A 26,019-nucleotide genomic window follows, 5' to 3' on the forward strand; every position below is an offset into this window, starting at 1 on the left:
ACTGACAACGGCGTCGGCCCGGACATTCTCGCTAGCGCTGCTAGACAAGGGAGCGATGCAAGGTCTAGCGTAACTATCAGTCCTAGCGATGCTAGATCGATGATCCGGGGGAACCATGAGGACACACCGCCTCGCCACCGCCCTGTCCGTCCTGCTCGGCCTGGCCTGCCTCTGGTTCGCCTTCGACTTCTTCCTCATCCCCGAGACGGCGGCGGCGGGCTTCGGCATCCCCGCCTGGCCACAGGGTGATGCCGCCGGATACTTCACGGTCAAGGCCGGCCGCGACCTCGCCAACGGCGCGATCGTCCTCACCCTCCTCGCCCTCGGTATGCGCCGCCCGCTCGCCTGGGTGATGCTGCTGCTCGCGATCGTCCCCTTCGTCGACGCGCTCGCCGTCCTCGGCCACGGCGGCTCGTACGCCGCCGCGCTCGGCATCCACGCCGCCACCGGCGCCGTGGTCCTGCTCGCCGCCGGACTCCTCTTCGCGACCTCGTCCAGGGCCGGAACCGAAGCGAACCCGGCCGCGCGGGAAGGGAATCGCCTCCTTGATCGTTCCTCCGTACGCGTGTGAAGCGGCAGTCGAGCACGCCATCGACGACCGTTCGCGACGGCGACAGCCGCGCGCGACAGCGACAAACAGGGGGAGAGCGATCATGACCGACGTCCACGGCACGGTGGAACCCGGATTCGAGTCCGTACGGGAGGAGTTCGCCACCGTCGTGGCGAACGAGGCGCGCGACGGCGGCGCCCAGCTCGCCGTCCACCACCACGGCCGGCTCGTCGTCGACCTCTGGGGCGGCGACGGGGTCGACGGGGACTCGCTCCTCGGCCTCTACTCCTCCTCCAAGGGCGCCATGGCCCTCGTCACCGCCCTCCTCGTCCAGGACGGGCTGCTCGACCTGGACCGCGAAGTGGCCTCCTGGTGGCCCGAGTTCGCCGCCGAGGGCAAAGGGCGGCTGACCCTGCGTCAGCTGCTCGCCCACCGGTCCGGCGTGATCGGCGCCGACATCGGCCTGACCCTCGACGAACTGGCCGACGACCGCGTGACCGCCGCCCGTCTCGCCGGCCAGCGCCCCTTCTGGGAGCCCGGCACCGCCCACGGCTACCACGCCCTCGTCATCGGCGCCCTCGTCGGAGAGGTCGTCCTGCGGGCCACCGGCCGGACGGTCCAGGAGCTGTACGAGGAGCGGATCCGCGCCCCGTACGCCCTCGACTACTACCTGGGCCTGCCCGAGGAACTCGAACCCCGTTTCCGTACGGCCCTGCCGATGCTGCCCACGCCCGCCGAACAGGCCCTCCTCGCGGAGAACCCGATCGCGTCGGACAGCCTCATGGGCATCGCGTTCAACCTCCACGCGGACCCGCCGTTCGACGAGGTCGGCTACGCCAACTCCCGTACGGTGCGGGAGCGGTCCCCGCTCTCCGGCGGCGGCGTCGGCTCCGCGCGCGGCCTCTCCCGGATGTACGCGACGATCGCCGGCGAGCTCGACGGGCGCGCCCCGCTCCTGAAACCGGACACCCTCGCCGAGTTCGCCCGGATCCACTCCTCCGGCAAGGACATGGTGACCGGCGTGGAGAACACCTTCGGCCTCGGCTTCGTCGCGATGGCCGCCCGCTACCCGGCCCTCGGCCCGGGCGCGGTCGGGCACAGCGGCGCCCCCGGCTCGCAGGCCTTCGCCGACCCGGCGACCGGCCTCGCGTACAGCTACGCCCGCCGCCGCTTCGCCTTCGGCGGGGGCCCCGGCGCCGCCGAGAACGCCCGGCTGATCCCGGCGGTGGTCGCGGCCGCCGCGAACCGGCGCTAGGGCCGGAGGACGTCTGGGGGCCGCGCCGTAATTCAATGGTGCGGCCCCCGGCGGTTTTGTAGGGTGGCGTCGCGACCGCGCCTCCGATGCGCTCGGCTGCGGCTACTTCTTCCGAAACCAAGTGACGCCGCCGCCACTTCCGATCTCGGCGGCGCGGGCGTCTTCGCCCCGCCACCCGCCACCGGGCGACCTCCGCCCCCTCGGGCCGTCGCCCCGCCGGGCCGGGTGGCCGGGCCTTCCCGTCCTTCGAATCCGGGGGGATTCCCTGCCTCGTCACACCCCGCGCGTCTCCAAGATGTGGTCCGAGATGCTCGTGGCCCCGCACGTCGCCGCAGCCGCGGCAGCCGCGGAGGCCGTCGCCCGCTCCGCACCGCCCCGGCGGGTCCTCCCCGGGCCGGCCGGGCGGTACTTCCCCACCTATGAGGGCGCTCCGGCCTTCGTCCGGGAGCCCCGCGACGAGCTCTACCTCCTCGCCGTCGGCGCCTTCGCCTCCCAGCGGACCTTCTACGAGAGTGGCGAGGACCGCGACGCCCGGTACGCCCGGCTCGTCGGTGAACTCGCCGTGGAGGACCCCGAGTGGACGGCCGGCCTGCTGCGCTGGCTCCGGAGCGAGGGCAACATGCGCACGGCGTCCCTGGTGGGCGCCGCCGCGTACGTACGGGCCAGGCTGGCGGCCGGGGCGTCCGGCGGCCCGTCCAACCGGTCCGTGATCGACTCGGTCCTCCAGCGTGCCGACGAGCCCGGCGAACTGCTCGCCCACTGGATCTCGGCGTACGGACGCAAGGTGCCGCAGCCCGTGAAGCGGGGCGTCGCCGACGGGGTGCGCCGGCTGTACACCTCCCGCTCCCTGCTCAAGTACGACACCGCGTCCAAGGCCTTCCGCTTCGGTGACGTGCTCAATCTGGTGCACGCCTCGCCCGACCCCGGCAAGCCCTGGCAGGGCGAGCTCTTCCGGTACGCCCTGGACCGCCGCCACCACCCGGAGCAGGCGGTTCCGCCGGCCTCCGACCGGCTGCTCACCGCCCACCGGGAGCTGATGGAGACGGCTCCGGAGGAGCGGCGGGCGCTGGTGACCGGTCCGGGCGGCTCCGAGCGGCTGGCCGAGGCGGGCCTGACCTGGGAGGCCCTGGCCGGCTGGCTCCACGGGCCGATGGACGCCGTCGTCTGGGAGGCCGTGATCCCCGCGATGGCGCCGATGGCACTCCTGCGGAACCTGCGGAACTTCGACCGGGCGGGGGTCTCCGACGAGGTCGCGGCCCGGGTCGCCGCGCGGCTCTCGGACGCCACCGAGGTCGCCAGGGCCCGGCAGTTCCCCTTCCGCTACCTGGCCGCCCACCGGCACGCGCCGTCGCCCCGCTGGGGGGCCGCGCTGGAGGAGGCGCTCGGGCACTCCCTGGCCAATGTCCCCGCCCTCCCCGGCCGGACCCTGATCCTGGTCGACCGCTCCGACTCCATGTTCTGGGACACCGTCTCCGAGCGGTCGGAGCTGACCCGGGCGGACGCGGCGGCTGTGTTCGGCACGGCGCTGGCCCAGCGCGCCGAGCGGGCGGACCTGGTGGAGTTCGGCTGGGGCAGCGCGGAGGTGCCGTTCGCGCCGGGCGAGCCGGTGCTCGCGGTGCTCGACCGGTTCCGCGGCCTCGGCGGCACCTACACGGCGAAGGCGGTACGGAAGCACTACCGGGAGCACGACCGGGTCCTGATCGTCACCGACGAGCAGACCGCCGCGTACGGGCCCGAGGACCCGGTCGCGGCGGTCCCGGCCGACATCCCGGTCTACACGTGGAACCTGGCGGGGTACCTGCCCGCCCACGGCCCCACGGGCCCCCACCGGCACACCTTCGGGGGGCTCACGGACGCCGCCTTCCGGATGGTCGGCCTCGTCGAGGCCGGCCGCGCGGCGGCGTGGCCGTGGACGACCGATTCCTGAGCGCCGGTCCGCCGCCGCCCGGTCCGTCGTCCCGGTCCGCCGACGCGTGCCGCCCCCGCCGGGCAACGCCGAGCGCCCGCCTTCCGCAGCTGCGGAGGGCGGGCGCGCTCGTGTGCCGGTCCGGAGGGGAGTCCGGGGTCAGGCGGCGTTCTTGATCGCGGAGATGTCGAAGTTCAGCTTGACCTTGTCGGAGACCATCACGCCGCCGGTCTCCAGGGCCGCGTTCCAGGTCAGGCCCCACTGGGAGCGCAGGATCTCGGCGAAGCCCTCGAATCCGACGCGCTCGTTGCCGTAGACGTCGGTCGCGGCGCCGTTGAACTCCAGGTCGATGGCGAGCGGCTTGGTGACGTCCTTGATGGTCAGGTCGCCGGTGACCCGGTACTTGTCGCCGCCCAGCTGCTCGGCCGTCGTCGAGCGGAAGGTCATCAGGGGGAACTGCTCGGCGTCGAAGAAGTCACCGCTGCGGAGGTGGCCGTCGCGGTCGCCGATGCCGGTGTCGACGGAGGCGATCTTGACGTCGATCGAGGCGGAGGAGGCGCCCGGGTTCGAACCGTCGAGCTTCAGCGCGCCCTCGTGCTCGGCGAAGGTGCCGCGGACGTTGGTGACCATCGCGTGGCGGACGGTGAAGCCGATGCTGCTGTGCGCCGGGTCGATCGTGTAGTCGCCGGTGAGGGCGGCCAGGGCCGGGTCGACCGGCAGAGTGGCGGTGGCGACGGCGGACTCGGTGTTCTTGCGGCCGAAGAGACCCATGACATGCTCCTTGTCGGTGTTTGTTGAAGCTTCAACGAGAACGACTGTAACCCTCTTCCGTTCAACTTTCAACATCTAGGGAAGCTGTTCATCCGGACGGCGTCACGGCGACACCGACGCCCTCTGGCGGACGCGCGTAGAACTACGGCACCATCTCCCTGGCGCCACCGGATTCACCGGCTCCACCCGCGCCACCGCGCCACGGGCCCCACCCGTGTCACGCGCCCCCGGCACCACCTGCACCGCCGTCCCCATCCGTCACGGTCACCAGCAGGAGGCACTCCCGATGAAGCTCCGCTCCGTCCTCACGGCCCTCGGCCTCGTCCTCGGCGCGCTCTTCGCCCCCGGCATCGGCGTTCTCACCGCCGCCGGCGAGGCCCACGCCGTCACCAAGATCAGCCACGCCACCGCGACCTCGATGTTCCGGAACTCCGGGATCACCTGGTCCTCCTCCGGCGGCTGCTCGGACCGGAACAACTCCACCTGTACGTCCTTCGAGCAGCTCAACCTCGCCACCGCCCAGGGCGCCCAGACCCTCAAGAGCGCCAGCGGCTGCGCCCTCAACATCACCGGCGGCACCGAGACGGGCCACGCGAGCGGCACGTACTCGCACTGGAACGGCTACAAGCTCGACTTCGCGAAGGGCACCTGCGTCACCAACTACGTCAAGAACACGTTCGCGTACATCGGACTCCGCGGTGACGGGGCCCCGCAGTGGAAGTCCGGCGCCGGCAACGTCTACGCCGACGAGGGCAACCACTGGGACGTGACCTTCTACAACTGCGGCGGCTGCTGACCCCGTACCGTCCGAAAGAGCCCTCTTCGGTGGTCACTTGGACTAACCGAAGGGGGTTCTTGGACTGGAGGCCTCCGCATGGCGTGATCTCGTTGACGGTGCCGCCGGGGGCGGGCCAACTAGTGCGCATGCCCCTCCCGAACCCGCGAAGAATCCGTGCGGCCTGCGCACTCGCCACCGCCTCGTCCGCCGTGTTCGCCCTGGCCGGACCCGCCCTGGCGGAGGGCCCGGCGGCCCCGGCCGCGTCCGCCGGGACCGTCACGGCCGCCACCCCCGTCATCGCCTCGCCCCGGCTCTCCGTCGCCGTCGCCGAGGACTTCCCGCGCGTCCTGTCGTACACCGACCGGGCGACCGGCGCCCGCCTCCTCGGCAGTACGGCCCCGGTCACCCAGGTGATGCTGAACGGCACCGCCCGTACGGTCAGGGCCAAGGCCGCCCCCGTCCTGACAGCCGCCTCCGCCGCGTACACCCTCACCTTCCCCGAGCTGCCCGGCGTCGAGATCGACGCCCGGCTGAGCGTCGAGGGGCGGACCACCACCTTCCGGGTGACCGCCGTCCGCGACACCGAGGCCTTCCGGGTCGGCACCCTCGACATACCCGGCCACGACCTGGTCTCCGTCGGCTCCTCGGACGCCGGCGCCGCCACCGCCTTCACCCGGCTCGACCCGGACTCCACCCGCACCGCCGACGTCTTCGCGCAGGTCACCGACGCGACCGCCGCCGACCCGACCCCGGTCGGCGCCAGCTACGCCCTGGTCAACACCGGGCGGCTGGCCGCCGCCGTCGAGTCCAACTCCAGCTACGACAAGCCCTCCGGCGCCTCCGCCCGCGACGGCGCCCGCTTCTGGCACCAGGCCCGCAGGAGCGGCGCCGAGACCCGCGTCGGCGTCTGGGCCGGCCAGTGGACCTACCGCGGCGAGGGCGCCCCGAAGCCCGCGACCGGCGACGCCCTGCCCTGGGCGAAGGTCGTCGTCACCCCCGACGCCAACGCCGACGGCGCCACCGACTGGCAGGACGGCGCCGTCGCCTTCCGCACGATCGGGATCAAGGCGCCCGGCAGCGAGGAGACCCCCGACCGGGTCGTCGCCCACATCCCGTTCAACTTCGCCTCCCAGGCCACCCACCCCTTCCTGCGCACCCTCGACGACGTCAAGCGGATCTCGCTCTCCACCGACGGACTCGGTCAGTTCGCCCTGCTCAAGGGGTACGGCTCCGAGGGCCACGATTCCGCCCACCCCGACTACGGCGGCAACTACAACAAGCGGGCCGGCGGCCTCGCCGACCTCAACACGCTCCTCCGCGAGGGCAAGCGGTGGGGCGCGGACTTCGGCGTCCACGTCAACGCCACCGAGTCGTACCCGGAGGCGAAGAACTTCAGCGAGACCCTCGTCGACAAGACCAAGCCCGGCTGGAACTGGCTCAATCAGAGCTACTACATCGACCAGCGCCGCGACATCAACAGCGGCGACCTCGCCCGGCGCTTCCAGCAGCTGCGCGACGAGACCGACCCCGGCCTCTCCACCCTCTACATCGACGTCTACTACACCCACGGGTGGATCGCCGACGAGACCATGCGAGCCGTCCAGGCGCAGGGCTGGAACGTCGCCACCGAGTGGTCCGAGAAGTTCGAGCGGGCCTCCGTGTGGTCCCACTGGGCCAACGACCTCGACTACGGCGGCGCCACCAACAAGGGCCTCAACTCCCAGATCGTCCGCTTCATCCGCAACGGCGAGAAGGACGTCTGGAACAACCACCCGGTCCTCGGCCAGACCGCCCTCGTCGACTTCGAGGGCTGGACCGGCGAGACCGACTGGACCGCCTTCACCGCCAACATCTGGCAGCGGAACCTGCCCGCCAAGTACCTTCAGCAGCAGAAGATCACCCGCTGGAACGGCAACGACATCACCTTCACCGGCGAGGTCCGCGGCACCGTCGAGGACGGCCGCCGCACCTTCTACGACCACGGCCGCAAGGTTCTCGACGGCGAGGCCTATCTGCTCCCCTGGGACGACGGGAAGAAGCTCTACCACTACAACAGGTCCGGCGGCACGACCAGTTGGGCCGTCCCGCCCGGCGCCGGCTCGTACTCCGTGTACAAGCTCACCGACAACGGGCGCGTGAAGACCGCGACCGTACGGCCCGTCGACGGGAAGGTCACCCTCGACGCCGCCGCCGGACAGCCCTACGTCCTCCATCCCGACCGCGCACCCGACCAGGCCGCCCCCAGGTGGGGCCAGGGCACCCCGGTGAAGGACCCCGGCTTCAACGACGCGCGGCTCGACGCCTGGGCCACGGCCGGCACCGTCGTCCGCGACACCGACGACCGGGGCCGCAACAGCGCGAGGCTCAGCGGCGCCGCCACCGCCTCGGTCCGCCAGCAGATCACCCGCCTCACCCCCGGCAAGCGGTACACCGCCTCCGCCCTCATCGAGGTCGAGCCCGGCGCGACCCGGACCGTCACGCTCTCCGTCGGGGGCCGGTCCGTCACCGTCGAACGCTCCGCGCTCCAGGACCGGGTCGCCGCCTCCGACTGGAACGGCACCCGCTTCCAGCGCGCCAAGGTCACCTTCACCGCACCGGCCGGCGGCACCACCCCGCTGAGGATCGAGGCCGCCGCCGGCAGCGCCGCCACCGTTCGTGTCGACGACGTCCGCATCGTCGCCAACGACCCCGCCACGAGGCCCGGAACCCTCGTGTACGAGGACTTCGAGGCCGTCGACCAGGGCTGGGGCCCCTTCCTCAAGGGCGACGCGGGCGGCACGACCGACCCGCGCACCCACATCGCCCAGCTGCACGCGCCCTACACCCAGGCCGGCTGGAACGGAAAGCTGATCGACGACGTCATCGGCGGCGCCGAGAGCCTCAAGTCCCACGACGAGAACAGCGGCCTCGTCTACCGGACCGCGCCCTGGACCGTCCCGATGAAGGACGGCCGCAGCTACCGGATCGAGTACGACTACCGCTCCAGCCACGCGGGCGCGTACGAATGGGTCACCGGCTACGACCGGACGAACGGCACCTCCGTGGAGACCCGCCGCACCCCGCTCGGACAGCTGGTGGCACCTCCCAGCGGTAGCTGGGGGAGGGCCGACGGCCACTTCTCGGAGACCGTCACCGCCGGCTGCGGCGACACCTGGACCGGTCTGCGCAAGCGCGGCGACGCCCCGGACGGCGCCGACTTCGTCCTCGACGCCTTCACCGTCACCGACCTCGGACCCGCCGCCGAACGCGCCGCCTGCGGCACGCTCTCCCTCACCGCGCCCGAGACCCTGGAGCCCGGCCGCCCCAACCGGGTCACCGCGACCTTCGGCAACGACGAGGCCGGCGAGGTCACCGGAGCCCGGGCCGTCCTGACGCTCCCCGCGGGCTGGACCGCCGAACCCGCCGCCCCGGTCGCCCTCGGTACCGTCGCCGCGGGCGGAAAGGCCACCGCCGCCTGGCAGGTGACCCCGCCGGTGGACGCGGCCTACCAGCCGTACCCGCTGACCGCCTCCCTGGCGTACGCCCTCGGGGGAGCGGAGCGGAAGCTCACCGCCGCCACCACCGTCCGCACCCTGCCCCCGCCGCCCACCGCCGACAGCTGGGCCAGCGACCTGGACTGGACCTCGGCCACCAACGGCTGGGGACCCGTCGAGCGCGACCTCTCCAACGGCGAGACCGGCACCGGCGACGGCTCCCCGCTGCGGATCGGGGGAGTGACCTACGCCAAGGGCCTGGGCAGCCACGCCCCCTCCACGGTCCGCTACTACCTGGGCGGCCGGTGCACCTCCCTCACCGCCGAGGTCGGCGTGGACGACGTGCAGACCGTCCGGGGCACCGTCCGGTTCAGCGTGCTCGCGGACGGCGCCGAGAAGGTGAAGTCCCCGGTCCTCAGGGCCACGGACCCGGCCTGGTCGCTCACCGCCGACGTCACCGGAGCCTCCTATGTCGACCTGGTGGCCGACGACGGCGGCGACGGCAACGGCAACGACCACGCGGACTGGGGTGACGCCCGCTTCCACTGCGGAGGCTGACGCGCAGCAAGCGCTTGCCCCGCGTGCTGCCGTGCTCATTGATTGCGTCGGAAACAGGGTGTTACACCGGGCGCCGACCGGTCTCCACCACTTCCCCCGGGAGGCTCCCGTGTCCCTGCCCCTCTGGTCCCGCCGCACCTTCCTGAGCACCACAGCCGCCGCCGCGGCCGTCCTCGCGCTGTCCCCCTCCGCCCACGCGGCGGAACCGGCGGACGAGTTCGAGGCGCTCCGGCTCCGCTGGCTCGACCTCCAGCTCGGCTCCGGCTTCGACGCCGGGGCCGAGCCCTACGCCGCCCGCCTCGCCGAGACGGGCACCCTCGCCCGTACCTTCCGCGCCGCGATGGCCCCCGCCGCGGCCTCCCTCTGGCCCGACGCCCCCTTCGACCCGCCGGCCGGCATCTCCCAGAGCTACGGCCGCCTCTGGACGATGACCCAGGCGTACGTCCAGCCCGGCACCGGCCTCACCGGCGACGCGAGCCTGCTCGCCGACATCCTCGGCGGACTCGACCACCTCTCCGCCACCGTCTACCGGGCGGGCGCGTCCCGCTACGGCAACTGGTGGGAGTGGCAGATCGGCGCCCCCCGCCTCCTCATGGACATCGTGGCCGCCCTCCGCCCCCACCTCGGCGTCGAGCGGATCGCCGCCGCCTGCGCCGCCGTCGACCACTTCGTCCCCGACTCGGTGCTCACGAACTACACCGGCACCTCGACCGGCGCCAACCGCGTCGACCTCTGCCGCTCGGTCGCCCTGCGCGGAGTGCTCGGCGAGAGCCCCGCCAAGCTCGCCCTTGCCCGCGACGCCCTCTCGCCCGTCTTCCCGTACGTCACCCAGGGGGACGGCCTCTACGCCGACGGCTCCTTCGTCCAGCACACCTGGGTCGCCTACTCCGGCACCTACGGCCAGGTCATGCTGGACGGCCTCGGCCGGCTCTTCTCCCTGCTCGCCGGCTCCAGCTGGGCCGTCACCGACCCGAACCGGCAGATCGTCCTCGACAGCGTCGAGAAGGCCTACGCGCCGCTCATCTACGACGGACTGATGATGGACAGCGTCAACGGACGCGCCATCAGCCGAGGCCTCCTCAGGAACGACGACCGCAAGGTCATGCGCTCCGACCACTTCCACGGCCAGGGCGTCATCGCGGCCATGGCCCTCCTCGCGGGCGGGGCCTCCGCCGCCGAGCGCGACCGGTGGCACGCGCGCGTGAAGGGGTGGATCGAGCGCGACACCGTCTCCCCGATCCTCACCGCCCGCCAGTTCGGCGTCGCCGACCTCGCCCGGCTGGGCGCCGTCGCCGCCTCGCCCGTCCCGGCCGCCCCCGAGCCCACCGGCCACCGGCTCTTCACCGCCATGGACCGGGCCGTCCACCGCCGCCCCGGCTGGGCCGCCACCATCGCCATGGCCTCGAACCGCATCACGTACTACGAGTGCGGCAACGGCGAGAACCCGCGCGGCTGGCACACCGGCGCCGGAATGCTCTCCTGGTGGACCCCGTCCCTCGGCGACCAGTACACCGACTGGTTCTGGCCCACCGTCGACCCCTACCGCCTGCCCGGCACCACCGTCTCCACCAAGCGGCTCGCCGACCGGGCGGGCGGCGAGTGGGGCGCGCCCAGGCCCGCCGTCCGCTGGGTCGGCGGCGCCACCGACGGCGAGTACGCGGCCGTCGGCCAGCACCTCAAGGGCCTCGGCTCCACCCTGGAGGCCCGCAAGTCCTGGTTCTGCGCGGCGGACGCCGTCATCTGCCTGGGCGCCGGGATCACCGCCACCGACGGCGTCCCCGTCGAGACGGTCGTCGACAACCGCCTGCTGGGGGAGAACGGCGACCAGGCCCTCACCACCGGCGCCGGCTGGGCCCATCTGGAAGGCCACGGCGGCTGGGTCCTCCCGGCGGGCACCGGAGACCTCCGCACCCTCCGCGAGGACCGCACCGGGGCCTGGAGCGACATCAACACCACCAGCTCCACCGAGCGCGGGACCCGCCGCTACCAGACCCTCTGGCTCGACCACGGCACGGACCCGGTCGCCGCCTCGTACGTCTATCTGCTGATGCCGGGCGCCTCCCCGCGGACCCTCGCCGCCCGCGCCGCCGACCCCGGCTGGCTGAGCGTTCTCGACAACACCGCCGAGCGGCAGGCGATAGCCGTCCCGTCCCTCGGGCTGACCGCCGCCAACTTCTGGGGGGCCGGTACGGTGGGACCCCTCACGGTCACCGCGCCCGCGAGCGTCCTCGTCCGACGCCGCCGCTCGGTCCTCGATCTGAGGGTCTCCGAACCGCTCCGCACGGGGCAGCCCCTCGAAGTCGTCTGGGCGGGACCGGTCCGCCGGGTGCTCTCGCACGACCCCTCGGTGGAGGTGCTCGCCACCGGGCGCTCGCTGCGGCTGCGGATCACCCCGGGCACCGGGGGCGCCACCCACCGTTGCGAGGTGCTCGTCTAGGCCTGCCGAGGTCTATGTCGGAACCCTATAAACACGAGGGGTGCCTGACTGTTGACTCGGGCTGGGCAGTCCATGGTTCTGTCCAGCCCCACCAGGAATCGACACGGGAGACTGTACGGAGTCGACGGCGGGATTTTCTTGTCCGGCTTCGTAGGGTCGACACATGACCGTTGTGGACCAGATCCCGAGCGAGCCCGCTGACGCCCGTGGCCGAGTGGCCGAGCTGCACGTCCTGCGCGAGCAGGCACTCCGCGGCCCGAGCGAGCGGGCGACCGAGGCCCAGCACGCGAAGGGCAAGCTGACGGCGCGCGAGCGCATCGAGCTGCTGCTCGACCCTGGTTCCTTCAACGAGGTCGAGCAGCTGCGCCGGCACCGCGCCCAGGGCTTCGGCCTGGAGGCGAAGAAGCCCTACACCGACGGTGTCATCACCGGCTGGGGCACGGTCGAGGGCCGCACGGTCTTCGTCTACGCCCATGACTTCCGGATCTTCGGCGGCGCCCTCGGCGAGGCCCACGCCACCAAGATCCACAAGATCATGGACATGGCCATCGCGGCCGGCGCCCCGCTGGTCTCCCTGAACGACGGCGCCGGCGCCCGTATCCAGGAGGGCGTCTCGGCGCTCGCCGGCTACGGCGGCATCTTCCAGCGCAACACCCGCGCCTCGGGCGTCATCCCGCAGATCTCGGTCATGCTCGGCCCCTGCGCGGGCGGCGCGGCCTACAGCCCGGCCCTCACCGACTTCGTCTTCATGGTCCGCGAGACCTCGCAGATGTTCATCACGGGACCGGACGTCGTCAAGGCGGTCACCGGCGAGGAGATCACCCAGAACGGGCTCGGCGGCGCCGACGTCCACGCGGGCGTCTCCGGCGTCTCCCACTTCGCCTACGACGACGAGGAGACCTGCATCGCGGAGGTCCGCTACCTCCTGTCGATGCTCCCGCAGAACAACCGCGAGAACCCGCCGACCGTCGCCTCCGAGGACCCGGCGGACCGCCGCTCCGAGGTCCTGCTCGACCTGGTGCCCGCCGACGGCAACCGCCCCTACGACATGCACAAGGTCATCGAGGAGCTCGTCGACGACGGCGACTACCTGGAGATCCACGAGCGCTGGGCCCGCAACATCATCTGCGCCCTCGCCCGCCTCGACGGCCAGGTCGTCGGCATCGTCGCCAACCAGCCCCAGACGCTGGCCGGCGTCCTCGACATCGAGGCCTCCGAGAAGGCCGCCCGCTTCGTCCAGATGTGCGACGCCTTCAACATCCCGATCATCACCCTTCTGGACGTCCCCGGCTTCCTTCCGGGCGTCGACCAGGAGCACGGTGGAATCATCAGGCACGGCGCCAAGCTGCTCTACGCGTACTGCAACGCGACCGTGCCCCGGATCAGCCTGATCCTGCGCAAGGCCTACGGCGGCGCCTACATCGTCATGGACTCCCAGTCCATCGGCGCCGACCTGACGTACGCCTGGCCCACCAACGAAATCGCGGTCATGGGCGCCGAGGGCGCCGCCAACGTGATCTTCCGCAAGCAGATCGCCGAGGCCGAGGACTCCGAGGCCATGCGAGCCCGCATGGTCAAGGAGTACAAGGCCGAGCTGATGCACCCGTACTACGCGGCGGAGCGCGGCCTGGTCGACGACGTCATCGACCCCGCCGACACCCGCCAGGTGCTCATCAGGTCCCTCGCGATGCTCCGCACCAAGCACGCCGACCTGCCGTCCCGCAAGCACGGCAACCCGCCTCAGTAAGAGGAGTCATCCACGTGAGCACCCCCGTCAACCTTCTCCGCGTCGAGAAGGGCCACGCCGACCCCGAGGAGCTCGCCGCCATCACCGCGGTGCTGCTCGCCCGCACGGCCGCCCAGCCCGCCGCCGACACCGCGGCCGACCACCGTGGCCGCACCACGGCCGGCTGGCGCCGCCTGGAGCGCGAGCACGGCTTCCGCGCCCCGCACAGCTGGCGCTGACCCCGCGGCGATCCGCACGAGGGAGGGCCGGAACCCGGTGAACACCGGGTTCCGGCCCTCCCTCGCGTCCGGGCCCGGGCCGTCGTCCCGACCGGACCCGCCGTCCGGACGACGGCCTACGGCCAGATCACCTGGACCAGCGCGTAGACGCCCCAGATCAGGGCGGCCACGATGCCGCCCAGGATCAGCACGGCCGCGCAGCCCAACGCGATCTCCCCCTTGGTGAGCGGCTTCGTCCCGGCGGCGGCGGGCTCGCCGCCGCCCGAGGGCGTGGCGCCGGACGGGTTCGGCGCTGTCGGGGGAGTACCGGACCGGGGAGGCGGGACCGACGCCCCGGCGGAACCGCCGGAGGGGGCCGGACCCGCCGGGGGCACCGAAGCGGAAGGACCGGCCGACGCCCCGGGGGTGCGGGAGGCACCGGACGCCCCGGGCCGGGCGGAGGTCCCGGGCCGGGCCGAGGCCCCCGAAGAGGCGGGCGAACCCGATCCGGCCGACGGCGGCCCCGACCCGGCCGGTCCGCCCGGTCGCGGCACCGAGCCGAGCGGGACGAACACCGACTCCTTCGCGCCCGCCGAAGCCCCCGCCGCGCCACCCGCACCCGAGTTCCGCCCCGGACCCGCGACGAACGGGTCCGGCTGACCGGCCGCCCGGCGCCCGCACCACGGGCACGCCGTCAGATGACCGCCGTAGTGGTGTTCCGGCACGTCCGCGCACTGCGCGACCGTCTCCCGCGCCTCGTCCAGCGCGTCCAGCCAGACCGCCGAGGACGGCCGCCGCCGCGGATCGCGCATCCCCGGCCCGAACGTCCGCCGCGCCAGCTCCACCAGCCGGGGCGGCAGCACCTCGGGAGCGAGCAGCTGCGCGGGCACCCGCACCCGGTCCGGGTCGACCAGGAACGACGTGCCGCTCACGATGTTGTCCTTGCGGGTCGCCTCCGGCGCGCCGTACAGCGGAGCCCCGTCGAAGGGGTGGTTCCCGCCGGTGACCAGCTGGTAGACGAGGACGGCGAGCGCGAAGTCGTCCGCCTGCCGGGTCGGCGGCTCCCCCCGCTGCCGCTCGGGGCTCGCGTAGTCGTCGGTGAACACCTCGCAGCCGAAGGACTCACCGGTCAGCTTGTCCGTGAAGGCGAACGAGTCGCAGTCCAGGAACGTGACGTAGCCGTTCCCGTCGACGACCGCGTTGGCGCTCGACAGATCGCCCACCACGAAGCCCTGCTGATGCAGCTCGGCCGTCATGTACGCCAGGTTCGACGCCACCGCCAGCAGGAACTTCCAGTGCGCCCGGCCCTCGAAGCGGCGCAGCCGCACCGGCTTCTGCAGCAGCCCGCTCAGCTGGGTGTGCGCCGCCGGGTCCAGATACGGCATGCCGTAGCCGATCGCACTCCCGGCCACCTCGATCGTGTCCACCGGCCACACCAGCATCGGCGGCTGACCGGGGGCCAGCCGTTCCCCGGCGAGCGGATCGGCCCGCAGCATCGCGGTGAGCCGGCGCAGCTGGGCGCCGTCCGGGGTGCGGTCGTAGATCTTGGCGGCGAGGTCGGCGCGCTCGTTCAGCCGCCACACACTGCCCTGCCCACCCATCCCGAGCGGCTTGGGCACCCGGGTGACGCGGGTGCCGTCCCCGAGTGCCAGGGAGAGGCCGTCGAGGGAGATGTGTTCACGGTTCTCGTCAGCGGTAGTCATGTCCGTATCGCCCACAGGAGAGTCTTGTCGTCCCCGGTCACCCGGGTGATCTGGTCCGATCCGAGAAACTCGGAGAGCCGCCGCTCCTCCTCGTCGTGGTCGTAGTCGGGCCGGCCGAGCCGGTCGAAGAGATGCCCGAGGAACGCGTCGTGCGGCATCGGGGGCCGCCCGGCCGGCGCCCGCCGCAGCAGGGCCTGGGTCAGCCCGTCGGTGGACAGCAGCACCCCGTCGATGCCGTCGTCGCGGACGCAGTCCACCCGGAGCTGCCGCAGGGCGGTCGGCGAGCCCACGAACACGGTCTCGTTCGCGTACTCGCTGCCGGTGTGCGCGCGCGGCAGCAGATCGTACGAGGAGGGCTGCGCCGGATCGCCCACGTCGGACCGGACGACCACGAGCCCGTCGCCGACCGACAGCTGCCCCAGCCAGCCCGGGGCGAGGACCACCACCGTCAGGGTGGTCGCGTACGGGGCGGGGGAATCGCCGCACCACCGCAGGAACGCGGCCCGCACCTCACGGAACGCGTCGGTCAGCGCCGCCTTGCGCGCGTGGGCGTCCGGCAGCTGCTCCCAGGGCGTCACCAGCGGCTCGAACGCCCTGGTCGCCAGGCGTACGGCCTGCTTGGCGCCCTCCTCGGAGCGCGGCGCGCTCCCCGCGCCGTCGGCCACCGCGAGGACGAGCCCCGACGGGGTCGTGCGGCACCGCCACGCGTCCTGGCAGGGCATCCGCTCCCGCAGGTGCCGGTAGCCGATCGCGCTGGTGCCGTGCACCCGCCAGCCCCTGTACGGCCCGTCCGCCGGCCTCACGCCGGGACCTGCCCACCGCCGCGCCGGCGCTTCAGCCGGGCGAAGATCTCCTGGAACTCGGCCTCCGCCGCGCCGCCCTGGGTGGCCTTGGCGCTGTGCGACATCGCCGTGAGCAGCTCCGCGAACGGGAAGCCGTCCAGCCAGGCGTGGTAGTGCGGCGCCAGCTCCTGGAGCACCTCCTCGGCGCCCGCGTGCCGCTCGCCCACCCCCACCGCGAACAGCCGGAAGCGACGCTCCTCCTCCGCCCTGCGCAGATCGGGCAGGAGTTCGCGGTAGGCGTGCGAGAACCGGCCCTCCTCGTCGCTCGGGTAGCCGTCCGTGACGACACAGATCTGCGGGCGGTAGTACGTCAGGCCCTCGGCCCGCAGCCCCGCCTTGTAGTCGGCGACCACCTCCATCGCCAGGCGCAGCGCCCGGTCGAGGAGTGTCACACCGTGCGCCCGGAGCACCGGAGGCCGGAACTCGTGGGCCGGTACGAAGGGACTGTGCGGCCACACCGGGGCGGTGGCGCCGAGCGGGGTGGACCCCTGCCAGACCGTGATGCCGTCGCCGCCGCCGAAGGTGATCACGGCGACGTCGACGGCGGCGCTCAGCGCCATGTCCTCGGCGAGGCTCTCCGCCCAGGAACCGAGGGCGGTGTTGAGCGAGGAGATGGCGTCGTTCCGGGTCAGGGAGGTCGACGTGTCCAGGCAGAGCAGCAGCGGCAGCCGCTGGGCGCTGTCGAACTCGAAGCCCATGTACGGCACGGGGAGCGGGGCTTCGTCGGGCTGAGGTGTGGGAGTCACGGCTACTCCGTGGAGCGATGGGTGGTCAGGGCGGGACGAGCGGGTACGGGGTGGGGCGGCGGTGCGGCGGACGTACGGACGTGTCGGCGAGCGGACGTGCGGAGGTTCAGCGGAGCGGACCGGCCTGGAACACCGGCGGTTCCGACTCCGGTACGAGGACCACGCGGACCCGGTCACCGGGGCACGGGTACGCCGAGGCGGCACCCTGCCAGTGGGCCCGGCACAGGGCGCCCTCCCATTCGACGTAGCCGTGCGGGCGCAGCCAGGTCGCGACGGTCGCGACGTCCCGCCGCCCGCCGGCCAGCGCCAGGGTGTCGAGGTCGCGGCCGTCACCGCCCGGGAGGGCGGGACCGTCGGCGGGGCCCTCGGGGAGCGGGGCGTGGCGGGGACCGGCGGGAGGTTCGGTACGGGAGGGGGCGGGCGGGGCGGCCTGGGAACGCGCGGGCGGAAGGGCCCGCTGAGAGCCGGGTGCGGGGGCCTGGCGGTGGGTGGAGGGGGCGGACTGCGCGGGTGCGGCGGTCTGCGGGTGAACCGGCGCGGCGGGCTGCCGCGGGTAGCCGGGCGAGGCGGTCCGCGCAGGTGGGGCGCCCTGCGGGGGGCCGGATGGGGCGCTCCGGGACGGTGGGGCGCCCTGCGGGGGGCCGGACGGGGCGGTCCCCGGCGACGTGGCGGGCGGCTGGGGCTGCGGGCGCGGTTCGCCGGTCGCGGCCGGGGGTACGCGGTCGTCGCCGCCGTCCCGCTCGTGGACGAAGCCCGCACCGTCCAGCAGGGCGCGCCCGGCCTCGAGCAGCCGGTCGACATGGCCCCACAGCCCGATGGTGCCCGGCGTCGGCGGGCGCTCGGCTTCGGGCACCGCGCCCGTCCGCCCCGGAGCCTCCTGCCGCCCCTCGGGCTCGTGCCGCGCACCGGGCCCGGGCGTCCCGTCGGGCTCAGGGCGACCGTCGGGGCCCCGGACCTCCTCCGCCGGCCGCGCGCTCTCCGGATTCACCGGCGTCTCCGCCTTCCGGGCGGTCTCCGGTTTCCGTGGAGTCCCGGCGTTCCGCGGGTCCTCCGGGGGCCGGGCGGACCCGGACGGGCGGGGGACCTCCCGCCTCCGGCCGTCCTCCCGGCGTGGTCCCGAGCGCCACGAACCCGTACTGGCCCACATGATGGCCAGTGCCGCCGCCAGCGGTACGACCGTGATCGTCAGCAGGACGGCGGCCCATTCCATCCGGTCACTCCCGGGTCGCGAGGTCATCGGTGCTCCGCAGGACGAATCCGAGGTCATGGCACTCGCGCAGCAGCCGCACCGCCGCTTCGAGCAGCGTGTCGAGCGTCGACGCGAACCCGGTGGCGGTCAGCTGCGAGACGAGCGGCAGGGCGAGGACGGCGGAGAGCAGCGGCGCCTCGCTGCGGACGTCGCCGAGGATCGCGGTCGGCGTCACCTCGCGGGAGTTCCACGCGGTCGCCGCCGCCGCCGTGGGCGCGAGCCGGTCGGGGGAGATCAGCGTCCCGTCGGTGACGGCCACCACGAGGGACCCGGCGGCGCGGCTGACGTCCACGGTGAGCCGGGGGCCGGTCGGGCCGCCTGCCCGGGCCTCCAGATAGAGCGCGCCGTCCTCGCTCGCCACGGGTTCGCCGACGCGGCGGGCCCATTCCCGTACCAGGGACTCCCAGCCGTCGCGCAGTGCGACGGCGTGTTCAGCGGGCATGATGCAGAACCGCCTTCCGGACGAGGTCCCGGGAGAGCCCCGAGGCGAGGAGCCGGGAGGCGATCGGGCGCAGTGCGCAGGGGTCGCTCGCGCCGCCCCGCGCGGGCACATGGCAGCGGTGCGGGGGATCGGGGACGGGCTCGGTGCGCTCCCGGCCGCCCTCGGCGCCGCCGGGTTCGGTGCCGGGGCCGGTCCCGAGGAGGCCGGAGAGGGCGGTCATGAGGACGTCGGGCAGCGGGCGGTCGACCGCGGCGGTGGCCAGACAGGCGGTGATCAGTCCGGCGAGCGGTGTGGACACCCCGGTCAGCTGGGGGCCGGCGCCTTCGAGGACCTTGATGCTCGCGGGCAGTCCGGTGCCGAAGGCCGGTCGGCCGGTGGCCGCGTACGCGAGGACGGCGCCGAGGGCGAAGACGTCGACGGCGGGGGTCGGATCGCGCCCCAGGACCTGTTCGGGGGCCATGTAGCCGTGGGTGCCGAGGACGGTGCCCGGGAGGGTCAGTCCCTTCGCCGCCGCCGTCGTACGGGCGATCCCGAAGTCGATGAGACGGGGTTCGCCGCTCTCCAGGATGATGTTGCTCGGTTTGACGTCGCGGTGGATCACCCCGCGCGCGTGCACCTCGGAGAGCGCCTCCGCGAGCATGCAGCCCAGCGCCGCCACCTGCTGCTCGGGCAGCGGCCCGTCGCCGGTGACCCTGGCCTCCAGGGTGGGCCCCGCCACGTAACGGGTGGCGAGCCAGAGCGGCGGCCGGACGGTCTCGGCGGCGTAGACGGGCACGGTGTACGGGCTGTGGACGTCGAGGAGGGCGTCCACCTCGCGGGCGAAGCGTTGTCTGATCTCGTGGAGGTCGGCCAGCTCCCGGCGGATCACCTTGACCGCGAGCCGCTGCCCGGCGGGGGTCCGGCAGAGGTAGACCTTGCCCATGCCGCCGTTGCCGAGCGTGCGGACGACCGTGAAGTTGCCGATCCGGTCCGTACCGTCGTACGTGTTCATCCCGCCTCCCCCGAGGTCCCTCCGACAACGTAGTGGACGCGGCGGGGCACGGTGGCGGTTTCACGCGGAAGGCCGCGTTCCCGGGAGGGGAACGCGGCCTTCCGCGGACAATGCCGGGGACAGCTACCGGAGCCGGGCCATGAGGGCGTGCTCGACGAGCGTGATGAGGGCGCTCTTGGCGTCGGCGCGGTGGCGGGCGTCGGTGGTGATGATGGGGGTGTCGGGGCCGATCTGCAGGGCCTCGCGGACCTCTTCGGGCTGGTACGGCTGGGCGCCGTCGAAGCCGTTGAGGGCGATCACGAAGGGCAGGCCGCTGTTCTCGAAGTAGTCGACAGCCGGGAAGCAGTCGGCGAGGCGGCGGGTGTCGACGAGGACGACGGCGCCGATGGCGCCGCGGACCAGGTCGTCCCACATGAACCAGAAACGGTCCTGTCCGGGGGTGCCGAACAGGTACAGGATCAGGTCCTGGTCCAGGGTGATGCGGCCGAAGTCCATGGCGACGGTCGTCGTCGTCTTGTCGCCGGTGTGCGTGAGGTCGTCGATGCCCGCGGAGGCGGAGGTCATGACGGCTTCGGTACGCAGCGGGTTGATCTCCGAGACGGCGCCCACGAACGTGGTCTTGCCCACGCCGAAGCCACCCGCCACCACGATCTTCGCGCTGGTGGTTGAACGGGCCGCGCCGCCGCTAGAGCTTGCGAAGTCCACTGAGCACCCTTTCGAGCAGTGTCACGTCTGGCTGACCGCCGGCGGTCTCGTCGCCGCCCGGCTGGTGGATGGCGACGAGTCCGGCCTCTGCCAGGTCGGCGACGAGGATTCGGGCGACGCCGAGGGGGATGGAGAGAAGGGCCGAGATCTCGGCGACCGACTTGATCTCGAAGCACAGCTGGCAGATCCGCTGGTGCTCGGGCAACTGGCCCTGCAGCCTGGACGGATCGGCGGTGGTGCTGACCAGCGCCTCGATGGCGAGCTGGTAGCGCGGCCGGGTCCGGCCGCCGGTCATCGCGTACGGACGCACCAGCGGGTTGTGCCCGCCGGAACCGCCCGAACTGCTGGAACCCGCGGCGGACGGAGCGCGCGAGGCGCGGTGCCCGCCGGTGGACGGGGCCTGAGGCTGCTGGTAGGGCTGCGGTACGCCCTGTCTGCTCGGGGTGGAGGGAAAGTTGAACCGGTTGTTCCGCGCGGGGTCGCCCTGCGGCGCCTGGTGCGCGTCATAACCGTTGTAGGGGTTTGAGCCCGGTGGTGTTACCACGTCTCCTCCTCCGACTGCCTCGCGGTCCATGTCCCTTGAACCGCGCCACCGCACCCTACGGGGCGGTGGCGCGAAACGCACTGTCTGTCTGTTAGTTGAGAAGACTTCCCTGAAGCTCCGCCCGGAGGTCGGGAGTCAGGACCGAGCCCGCGCGGTCCACGAGCAGCGCCATCTCGTAACCCACGAGGCCGATGTCGGCCTCCGGGTGCGCCAGCGCGGCCAGCGAGGAGCCGTCCGAGATCGACATCAGGAAGAGGAAGCCGCGCTCCATCTCCACCACGGTCTGGTTGACCGCACCGCCCTCGAAGATCCGGGACGCGCCCGCGGTCAGCGAGGTCAGTCCGGAGGCGACGGCCGCCAGCTGGTCGGCGCGGTCGCGGGGGAAGCCCTCGGACATCGCCAGCAGGAGTCCGTCGGCGGAGACCACCACCGTGTGCGACACCCCGGGGGTGTTGTCCACGAAGTTGGTGATCAACCAGTTCAGATTCTGCGCCGCCTGGCTCATGCTCACACTAACGCTCCTGGTTGTAGGTACTGCCCGGGCCGAGGCCCGATCCGTTCGTGTCCGTTCCCGCGCTGCGTCCCTGCTGGACACCCCGGCGCAGGTTGCTCAACCTGCCCCGGACGTCCTCGGGTGCGCGGGAGACCTGGGGGCCGCCCTGCGGGGTCTGCTCGGCCGTGCCCTCGACCAGGTTGGCCTTCGGGACCCGGCGGGGGAGACCGGACGAGGTGACCCCGCCCGCCTTCGGCTCCTTGAGCTTTCCGGCCCGCTGCCAGCGCTCGTCGTTGGTCGAGCGCCATTCGTCGGTACCGTCGGCTTCGTCCTGCTGCTCCTGCACCGGCTGCGCGGGCTCGGCCGGCTGCGGTGCCTGCTGCTGCGGCGCCTGCTGGGTCGGCGAGGCGACGCTGCCGCGGCGCGGCAGTCCGGCGTCGGTCAGCGCGTGACCGGCGTCCGGGACGGCACTCGGGGCCGGACCCGGACGGTCGAAGCCTACGCGGTCGGGGGCCTGTTCGGGAGCGCCGGGAGCAGATTCCGATTCCGTCCCGTACTCCTGCGGCCAGCCGCCCTGATGCGCGCTCTGATCTTGCCACTCCCCCTGCTGGGGCTGGGTATCGAACGTGTTGCCGTACTGCTGGTGTTCGGATTCCGGAGTGGCGTACGAAGATTCCGCATAGCCCTGCTGGGGGTACGCCTCGTAGCCCTGCTGCGGTGCCGCGTAGCCCGCGCCGTAGCCGTCCTGCTGCGGGTAGCCCGCCGCGTACTCCTGGCCGTAGCCCTGAGCCTGCTGCGGCTGTCCGTACTCCTGCGCCGGGGCGTACTGCTCCGCCGGGTACTCCTGGGCCTGCTGCTGAGGGAGGCCGTACTCCTGCGCCGGGGCCTGCTGCGGGTACTCCCCGCCCTGCTCCGTCTCGTCGCGGAAGAGCGGACGGTCGCCGCCCTGCCCGGTCTGGGCCTCCAGGGCGGCACGCCGCCCCTCGCGCTTCAGCGAGCGGTCGACCGGGTCGGCCGGGAGCTCCTCCTCGGCCGGCTGCTCGTAACGCGAGTCGTCGAAGCCGAGGTCGGCGGCGGTCAGCATCGGCTGCTGCGGCTGCTGCGGCGCGCTCTCGAAGGCGCTCTGCTGCTGCGGCATGATCTGGGAGACCGTGAAGTCGTCCTGGAGCGGCTGCTCGCCGCCACCGCCGTGGGTGATCGCGTCCGGCAGCATGACCAGGGAGGTCGTGCCGGCCTGCTCACCCGAGGGGCGGAGCTGGACCCGGATGCCGTGGCGGTCGGCGAGCCGGCCGACCACGAAGAGGCCCATGCGCTGCGACACGGCCGCGTCCACGGTCGGCGGGTTGGCCAGCTTGTGGTTGATGTCCGCGAAGTCCTCGGCGGTGAGACCGATGCCCTTGTCGTGGATCTCGACCATCACCCGGCCGTCGGGGAGACGGGTCGCGGTGACGCGGACCTTGGTCTGCGGGGAGGAGAAGGTGGTGGCGTTCTCCAGCAGCTCGGCGAGCAGGTGCACGAGGTCGGTCACGGCCTGGCCGTGGATCTCGGCCTCCGGCACACCGGCCAGCTCGATGCGCTCGTACTGCTCCACCTCGGAGGAGGCGGCGCGCATGACGTCGACCAGCGGGACCGGCTGGTCCCAGCGGCGGCCGGGCTCCTCGCCGGCGAGGACCAGGAGGTTCTCGCCGTTGCGGCGCATTCGGGTCGCCAGGTGGTCCAGCTTGAAGAGGTTCTCCAGCTGGTCCGGGTCGGCCTCGTTGTTCTCCAGGTCGGTGATGAGGGTCAGCTGGCCCTCGATCAGCGACTGGTTGCGGCGCGAGAGGTTGGTGAAGATCGCGTTGACGTTGCCCCGGAGCATGGCCTGCTCGGCGGCGAGCCGGACGGCCTCGCGGTGGACCTGGTCGAAGGCGCGGGCCACCTCGCCGATCTCGTCCCGCGAGTCGATCGGGATGGGCTGGACGCGGGTGTCGACGCGGCCGGGCTCGGTACGGGAGAGCTGGTCGACCAGCATCGGCAGGCGCTGCTCGGCGATCCCGAAGGCGGCGGTGCGCAGTTCGCGCATCGAGCGGCTCATCTGGCGGGCCATCATCCCGGCGAGGACGAAGGCGGCGAGCAGGGCGATGACGACGATGCCGCCGTTGACCCAGGCGTCCGTCTTGGCCTCGTCGGAGACCCGGGCGGCCTCGGTCACGGCCTTGTCGACGAGGGCCTTCTCCACCTCGGAGTAGCCCTCGAACTTCGCGGTGGCGACGGCCGACCAGGTCTCGGCGGTGATGCCCTTGGACTTCAGGGCCGCGAGGGCCTCGGGGTCCTTGGCGGAGCCGATCGCGGCGGCGACGCCGGAGTAGACGGAGCCGTCCTTGCCCTTGGGCAGCTCGACGTCGGCGGCCTGCAGCTGCTTGGCACCCGCGGCGGCCTTGCCGGCCATGACCTTCTTCAGCAGGTCCACGTCCTCGGGCAGACCACCGGAGGAGAACTCGCCGAGGGCGATCTGCTCCAGGTAGTTGTACGAGTTGAACGCCACGGACTGCTGGGCGAAGACGGCCTCGTCCTGGCTGGGCCGGACCAGGAGCTGGGTACCGATGGAGCGCTGGAGGGACTCCGCGCCCTTCGAGAGCTGGATCGCGTAGACACTGCGGCCGTAGGTGGTGACGTTGCCGGTGCCCAGGCCGAGCTCGTTGGAGAACTCGGCCAGGTAGTGCTGGACGCCGGTGTATCCGAGCTGGGTGTTCACCGGGTCGAGGGCGCGGGTGTACGCGGCCTTGCGGAGCGCGTCGAGCTTCGGCTCCTCGTCCTTGAAGAGGCGCAGACGCCGCTCCAGGCCCTGGCCCGAGGGCAGGTTCTTCGCGGCCTCGTCGAACTTGACCCGGGCGGCGTCGGTCGCGGCGTACGCCTGCTGGACCTCGTCGCTCTTGCGGTCCCCGGGGGTCTTCGCGGTCAGCAGCGGACCGGCGGTGAGGTCGCGCTCGTTGAGGAGGGCGGTGCTGTACTCCGAGGCGGCCCGCACGATGAGCGCGGTCTTCTCGGCGTCCTGCGCCTCCTGCCAGGTGTCGATGGCTCCCTTGACCTGGAAGCCGCCCATGACGAGGCCGACGAGCACGGGTATGCAGAGGATCGCGTTCAGCCGGGTGGGCACCCGCCAGTTGCGGGGCGACAGCTTGCTGGAGCTCCCCTTGCCCGCCGGGGCGGGCGGCGGCGTCACGGGCACGTCCGCGGGCGACACGGCCGTGCGCGACGGCGGCGTGAAGTTGCCCCGCGTCTCCTGCTCCGCGGAGCTTTCCTTGCTTCGCCTCACTCGACCAACAACCTCTCGGCGTCGGCACCTACGTTGTGCCGGTGTTTCGTTCAGGGCCGTACTACTCGGGAGTTCATGAATTGCAGCACGTGAAGGGGTTCCGTTCCAAACAGTGCTGACTGGCAGCTTTCAGTGGTCCAGGCCTGACATAAAACGGGCATAAAGAGCGAGCCCCGCCAAATGACGGGGCTCAGGTGAGCGCAGCGACACCGATCGGATGCGTCGGGTGTCCGAGGCGCCCCAATTCTCTGTCGAAACGTTATGAACAGGTCGGGCGGTCGTGTCGAAGGACACAGACCGCCCCTGGCGGAGGCATATGACAACCGCCCCTGACCGCCCGGCTACTTCAGCCGGGCCATGAGGGCGTGCTCGACGAGCGTGATGAGGGCGCTCTTGGCGTCGGCGCGGTGGCGGGCGTCGGTGGTGATGATGGGGGTGTCGGGGCCGATCTGCAGGGCCTCGCGGACCTCTTCGGGCTGGTACGGCTGGGCGCCGTCGAAGCCGTTGAGGGCGATCACGAAGGGCAGGCCGCTGTTCTCGAAGTAGTCGACCGCCGGGAAGCAGTCGGCGAGGCGGCGGGTGTCGACGAGGACGACGGCGCCGATGGCGCCGCGGACCAGGTCGTCCCACATGAACCAGAAACGGTCCTGTCCGGGGGTGCCGAACAGGTACAGGATCAGGTCCTGGTCCAGGGTGATGCGGCCGAAGTCCATCGCCACCGTGGTGGTCGTCTTGCCACCCGTGTGCGTGAGGTCGTCGATGCCCGCGGAGGCGGAGGTCATGACGGCTTCGGTACGCAGCGGGTTGATCTCCGAGACGGCGCCCACGAACGTGGTCTTGCCCACGCCGAAGCCACCCGCCACCACGATCTTCGCGCTGGTGGTTGAACGGGCCGCGCCGCCGCTAGAGCTTGCGAAGTCCACTGAGCACCCTTTCGAGCAGAGTCACGTCCGGCGTGCCGCCGGTCTCTCCGTTGCCCGGCTGGTGGATGGCCACCATGCCGGCTTCCGCCAGGTCGGCGACGAGGATCCGGGCGACGCCGAGCGGCATCGACAGGAGCGCCGACACCTCGGCCACCGACTTGACCTCACGGCACAGGTGGCAGATCCGCTGGTGCTCCGGAAGCAGCGTGGCGAGGTGCGCCGGGTCGGCCGTGGTGCTGACCAGCGCCTCGATGGCGAGCTGGTAGCGCGGCCGGGTCCGGCCGCCGGTCATCGCGTAAGGACGCACGAGCGGCTGGTCGCCCTCGTGTCCGTACTCGTCGGCTGAGGCGCCGTACGGATCGTGAGAGGCGGGGGGCGGGGTCATGAATCCTCCGGGCGTGACAGCAAGCTCTC

General features: G+C 72.6%; 21 protein-coding genes. 8 read left to right on the top strand and 13 right to left on the bottom strand.

All coding sequences use genetic code 11. From position 1 onward, the window contains the following. Positions 1-115: 115 nt before the first annotated feature. The 3 genes from ABT154_RS13440 (at position 116) to ABT154_RS13450 (ending at position 3,732) form a co-directional block, all read left to right on the top strand. Positions 116-571: a DUF4267 domain-containing protein gene (locus ABT154_RS13440; RefSeq protein WP_351856642.1), complete on the top strand. Its 456-nt coding sequence runs from the start codon at positions 116-118 to the stop codon at positions 569-571. A gap of 82 nt (positions 572-653) precedes the next feature. Then, complete coding sequence (locus tag ABT154_RS13445) at positions 654-1,805, top strand: serine hydrolase domain-containing protein (protein WP_351856644.1); 1,152 nt, start codon at positions 654-656, stop codon at positions 1,803-1,805. A gap of 307 nt (positions 1,806-2,112) precedes the next feature. Continuing rightward, on the top strand, positions 2,113-3,732 hold the full coding sequence (locus ABT154_RS13450; RefSeq protein ID WP_351856870.1) for a TROVE domain-containing protein: 1,620 nt from the start codon (positions 2,113-2,115) through the stop codon (positions 3,730-3,732). A gap of 138 nt (positions 3,733-3,870) precedes the next feature. On the opposite strand, the gene ABT154_RS13455 is transcribed toward ABT154_RS13450, so the two are convergent. Further along, positions 3,871-4,482 carry a YceI family protein gene (locus ABT154_RS13455; protein WP_351856646.1) on the bottom strand — a complete coding sequence of 204 codons (612 nt, stop codon included), beginning with the start codon at positions 4,480-4,482 and terminating at the stop codon, positions 3,871-3,873. Positions 4,483-4,768: 286 nt separating this feature from the next. On the opposite strand from ABT154_RS13455, the gene ABT154_RS13460 reads away from it, so the two are divergent. The 5 genes from ABT154_RS13460 (at position 4,769) to ABT154_RS13480 (ending at position 13,693) form a co-directional block, all read left to right on the top strand. Beyond that, positions 4,769-5,278: a hypothetical protein gene (locus ABT154_RS13460; protein WP_351856648.1), complete on the top strand. Its 510-nt coding sequence runs from the start codon at positions 4,769-4,771 to the stop codon at positions 5,276-5,278. A 128-nt stretch (positions 5,279-5,406) separates the two neighbouring features. Then, on the top strand, positions 5,407-9,291 hold the full coding sequence (locus ABT154_RS13465) for an endo-alpha-N-acetylgalactosaminidase family protein (protein WP_351856650.1): 3,885 nt from the start codon (positions 5,407-5,409) through the stop codon (positions 9,289-9,291). A gap of 115 nt (positions 9,292-9,406) precedes the next feature. After that, positions 9,407-11,728 (top strand): polysaccharide lyase 8 family protein, encoded by a 2,322-nt coding sequence (locus ABT154_RS13470; protein ID WP_351856872.1) that lies wholly within the window; start codon positions 9,407-9,409, stop codon positions 11,726-11,728. 163 nt (positions 11,729-11,891) lie between these two features. After that, positions 11,892-13,475, top strand: coding sequence for an acyl-CoA carboxylase subunit beta (locus tag ABT154_RS13475; RefSeq protein WP_351856652.1), 1,584 nt, complete (start codon positions 11,892-11,894; stop codon positions 13,473-13,475). 14 nt (positions 13,476-13,489) lie between these two features. Beyond that, positions 13,490-13,693, top strand: a complete 204-nt coding sequence (locus tag ABT154_RS13480; RefSeq protein ID WP_351856654.1) for an acyl-CoA carboxylase subunit epsilon — start codon at positions 13,490-13,492, stop codon at positions 13,691-13,693. A gap of 116 nt (positions 13,694-13,809) precedes the next feature. Here ABT154_RS13480 and ABT154_RS13485 read toward each other — a convergent pair whose 3' ends face one another. The 12 genes from ABT154_RS13485 to ABT154_RS13540 form a co-directional block, all read right to left on the bottom strand. Continuing rightward, positions 13,810-15,375 carry a hypothetical protein gene (locus ABT154_RS13485; protein ID WP_351856656.1) on the bottom strand — a complete coding sequence of 522 codons (1,566 nt, stop codon included), beginning with the start codon at positions 15,373-15,375 and terminating at the stop codon, positions 13,810-13,812. Continuing rightward, positions 15,372-16,142: a PP2C family serine/threonine-protein phosphatase gene (locus ABT154_RS13490; RefSeq protein ID WP_351856658.1), complete on the bottom strand. Its 771-nt coding sequence runs from the start codon at positions 16,140-16,142 to the stop codon at positions 15,372-15,374. The genes ABT154_RS13485 and ABT154_RS13490 overlap by 4 nt, the downstream gene beginning before the upstream one ends. 32 nt (positions 16,143-16,174) lie before the next feature. Beyond that, entirely contained in the window at positions 16,175-16,963 is a 789-nt protein-coding gene (locus tag ABT154_RS13495; protein WP_351856660.1) for a vWA domain-containing protein, read from the bottom strand. Between the two features lie 106 nt (positions 16,964-17,069). Continuing rightward, on the bottom strand, positions 17,070-18,200 hold the full coding sequence (locus ABT154_RS13500; RefSeq protein WP_351856661.1) for a hypothetical protein: 1,131 nt from the start codon (positions 18,198-18,200) through the stop codon (positions 17,070-17,072). Continuing rightward, positions 18,178-18,654, bottom strand: coding sequence for a hypothetical protein (locus ABT154_RS13505; RefSeq protein ID WP_351856663.1), 477 nt, complete (start codon positions 18,652-18,654; stop codon positions 18,178-18,180). Before ABT154_RS13505 ends, ABT154_RS13500 begins: the two co-directional genes overlap by 23 nt. Beyond that, positions 18,644-19,645, bottom strand: coding sequence for a serine/threonine-protein kinase (locus ABT154_RS13510; protein ID WP_351856665.1), 1,002 nt, complete (start codon positions 19,643-19,645; stop codon positions 18,644-18,646). Before ABT154_RS13510 ends, ABT154_RS13505 begins: the two co-directional genes overlap by 11 nt. A gap of 123 nt (positions 19,646-19,768) precedes the next feature. Next, on the bottom strand, positions 19,769-20,350 hold the full coding sequence (locus ABT154_RS13515; RefSeq protein ID WP_266897066.1) for a GTP-binding protein: 582 nt from the start codon (positions 20,348-20,350) through the stop codon (positions 19,769-19,771). Beyond that, positions 20,331-20,894 carry a DUF742 domain-containing protein gene (locus tag ABT154_RS13520; RefSeq protein ID WP_351856667.1) on the bottom strand — a complete coding sequence of 188 codons (564 nt, stop codon included), beginning with the start codon at positions 20,892-20,894 and terminating at the stop codon, positions 20,331-20,333. The genes ABT154_RS13515 and ABT154_RS13520 overlap by 20 nt, the downstream gene beginning before the upstream one ends. A gap of 91 nt (positions 20,895-20,985) precedes the next feature. Then, entirely contained in the window at positions 20,986-21,399 is a 414-nt protein-coding gene (locus tag ABT154_RS13525; protein ID WP_351856874.1) for a roadblock/LC7 domain-containing protein, read from the bottom strand. Positions 21,400-21,406: 7 nt separating this feature from the next. Further along, a complete protein-coding gene (locus ABT154_RS13530; protein ID WP_351856669.1) occupies positions 21,407-24,682 on the bottom strand; it encodes a sensor histidine kinase in 3,276 nt (1,091 codons plus the stop codon). 341 nt (positions 24,683-25,023) lie between these two features. Further along, positions 25,024-25,605 (bottom strand): GTP-binding protein, encoded by a 582-nt coding sequence (locus tag ABT154_RS13535; protein WP_017235981.1) that lies wholly within the window; start codon positions 25,603-25,605, stop codon positions 25,024-25,026. Next, positions 25,586-25,990 (bottom strand): DUF742 domain-containing protein, encoded by a 405-nt coding sequence (locus ABT154_RS13540; protein ID WP_351856672.1) that lies wholly within the window; start codon positions 25,988-25,990, stop codon positions 25,586-25,588. The genes ABT154_RS13535 and ABT154_RS13540 overlap by 20 nt, the downstream gene beginning before the upstream one ends. Positions 25,991-26,019 lie beyond the last annotated feature (29 nt).

It is taken from the genome of Streptomyces sp. NPDC001728, from assembly GCF_040297565.1.
Lineage (GTDB): Bacteria > Actinomycetota > Actinomycetes > Streptomycetales > Streptomycetaceae > Streptomyces.

Bases quoted from the DNA above. Each gene is read 5' to 3' on its own strand.
- ABT154_RS13440 (WP_351856642.1), top strand. From the start codon at position 116: ATGAGGACACACCGCCTCGCCACCGCCCTGTCCGTCCTGCTCGGCCTG.
- ABT154_RS13445 (WP_351856644.1), top strand. From the start codon at position 654: ATGACCGACGTCCACGGCACGGTGGAACCCGGATTCGAGTCCGTACGG.
- ABT154_RS13450 (WP_351856870.1), top strand. From the start codon at position 2,113: ATGCTCGTGGCCCCGCACGTCGCCGCAGCCGCGGCAGCCGCGGAGGCC.
- ABT154_RS13455 (WP_351856646.1), bottom strand. From the start codon at position 4,482: ATGGGTCTCTTCGGCCGCAAGAACACCGAGTCCGCCGTCGCCACCGCC.
- ABT154_RS13460 (WP_351856648.1), top strand. From the start codon at position 4,769: ATGAAGCTCCGCTCCGTCCTCACGGCCCTCGGCCTCGTCCTCGGCGCG.
- ABT154_RS13465 (WP_351856650.1), top strand. From the start codon at position 5,407: ATGCCCCTCCCGAACCCGCGAAGAATCCGTGCGGCCTGCGCACTCGCC.
- ABT154_RS13475 (WP_351856652.1), top strand. From the start codon at position 11,892: ATGACCGTTGTGGACCAGATCCCGAGCGAGCCCGCTGACGCCCGTGGC.
- ABT154_RS13485 (WP_351856656.1), bottom strand. From the start codon at position 15,375: ATGACTACCGCTGACGAGAACCGTGAACACATCTCCCTCGACGGCCTC.
- ABT154_RS13500 (WP_351856661.1), bottom strand. From the start codon at position 18,200: ATGACCTCGCGACCCGGGAGTGACCGGATGGAATGGGCCGCCGTCCTG.
- ABT154_RS13505 (WP_351856663.1), bottom strand. From the start codon at position 18,654: ATGCCCGCTGAACACGCCGTCGCACTGCGCGACGGCTGGGAGTCCCTG.
- ABT154_RS13510 (WP_351856665.1), bottom strand. From the start codon at position 19,645: ATGAACACGTACGACGGTACGGACCGGATCGGCAACTTCACGGTCGTC.
- ABT154_RS13525 (WP_351856874.1), bottom strand. From the start codon at position 21,399: ATGAGCCAGGCGGCGCAGAATCTGAACTGGTTGATCACCAACTTCGTG.
- ABT154_RS13540 (WP_351856672.1), bottom strand. From the start codon at position 25,990: ATGACCCCGCCCCCCGCCTCTCACGATCCGTACGGCGCCTCAGCCGAC.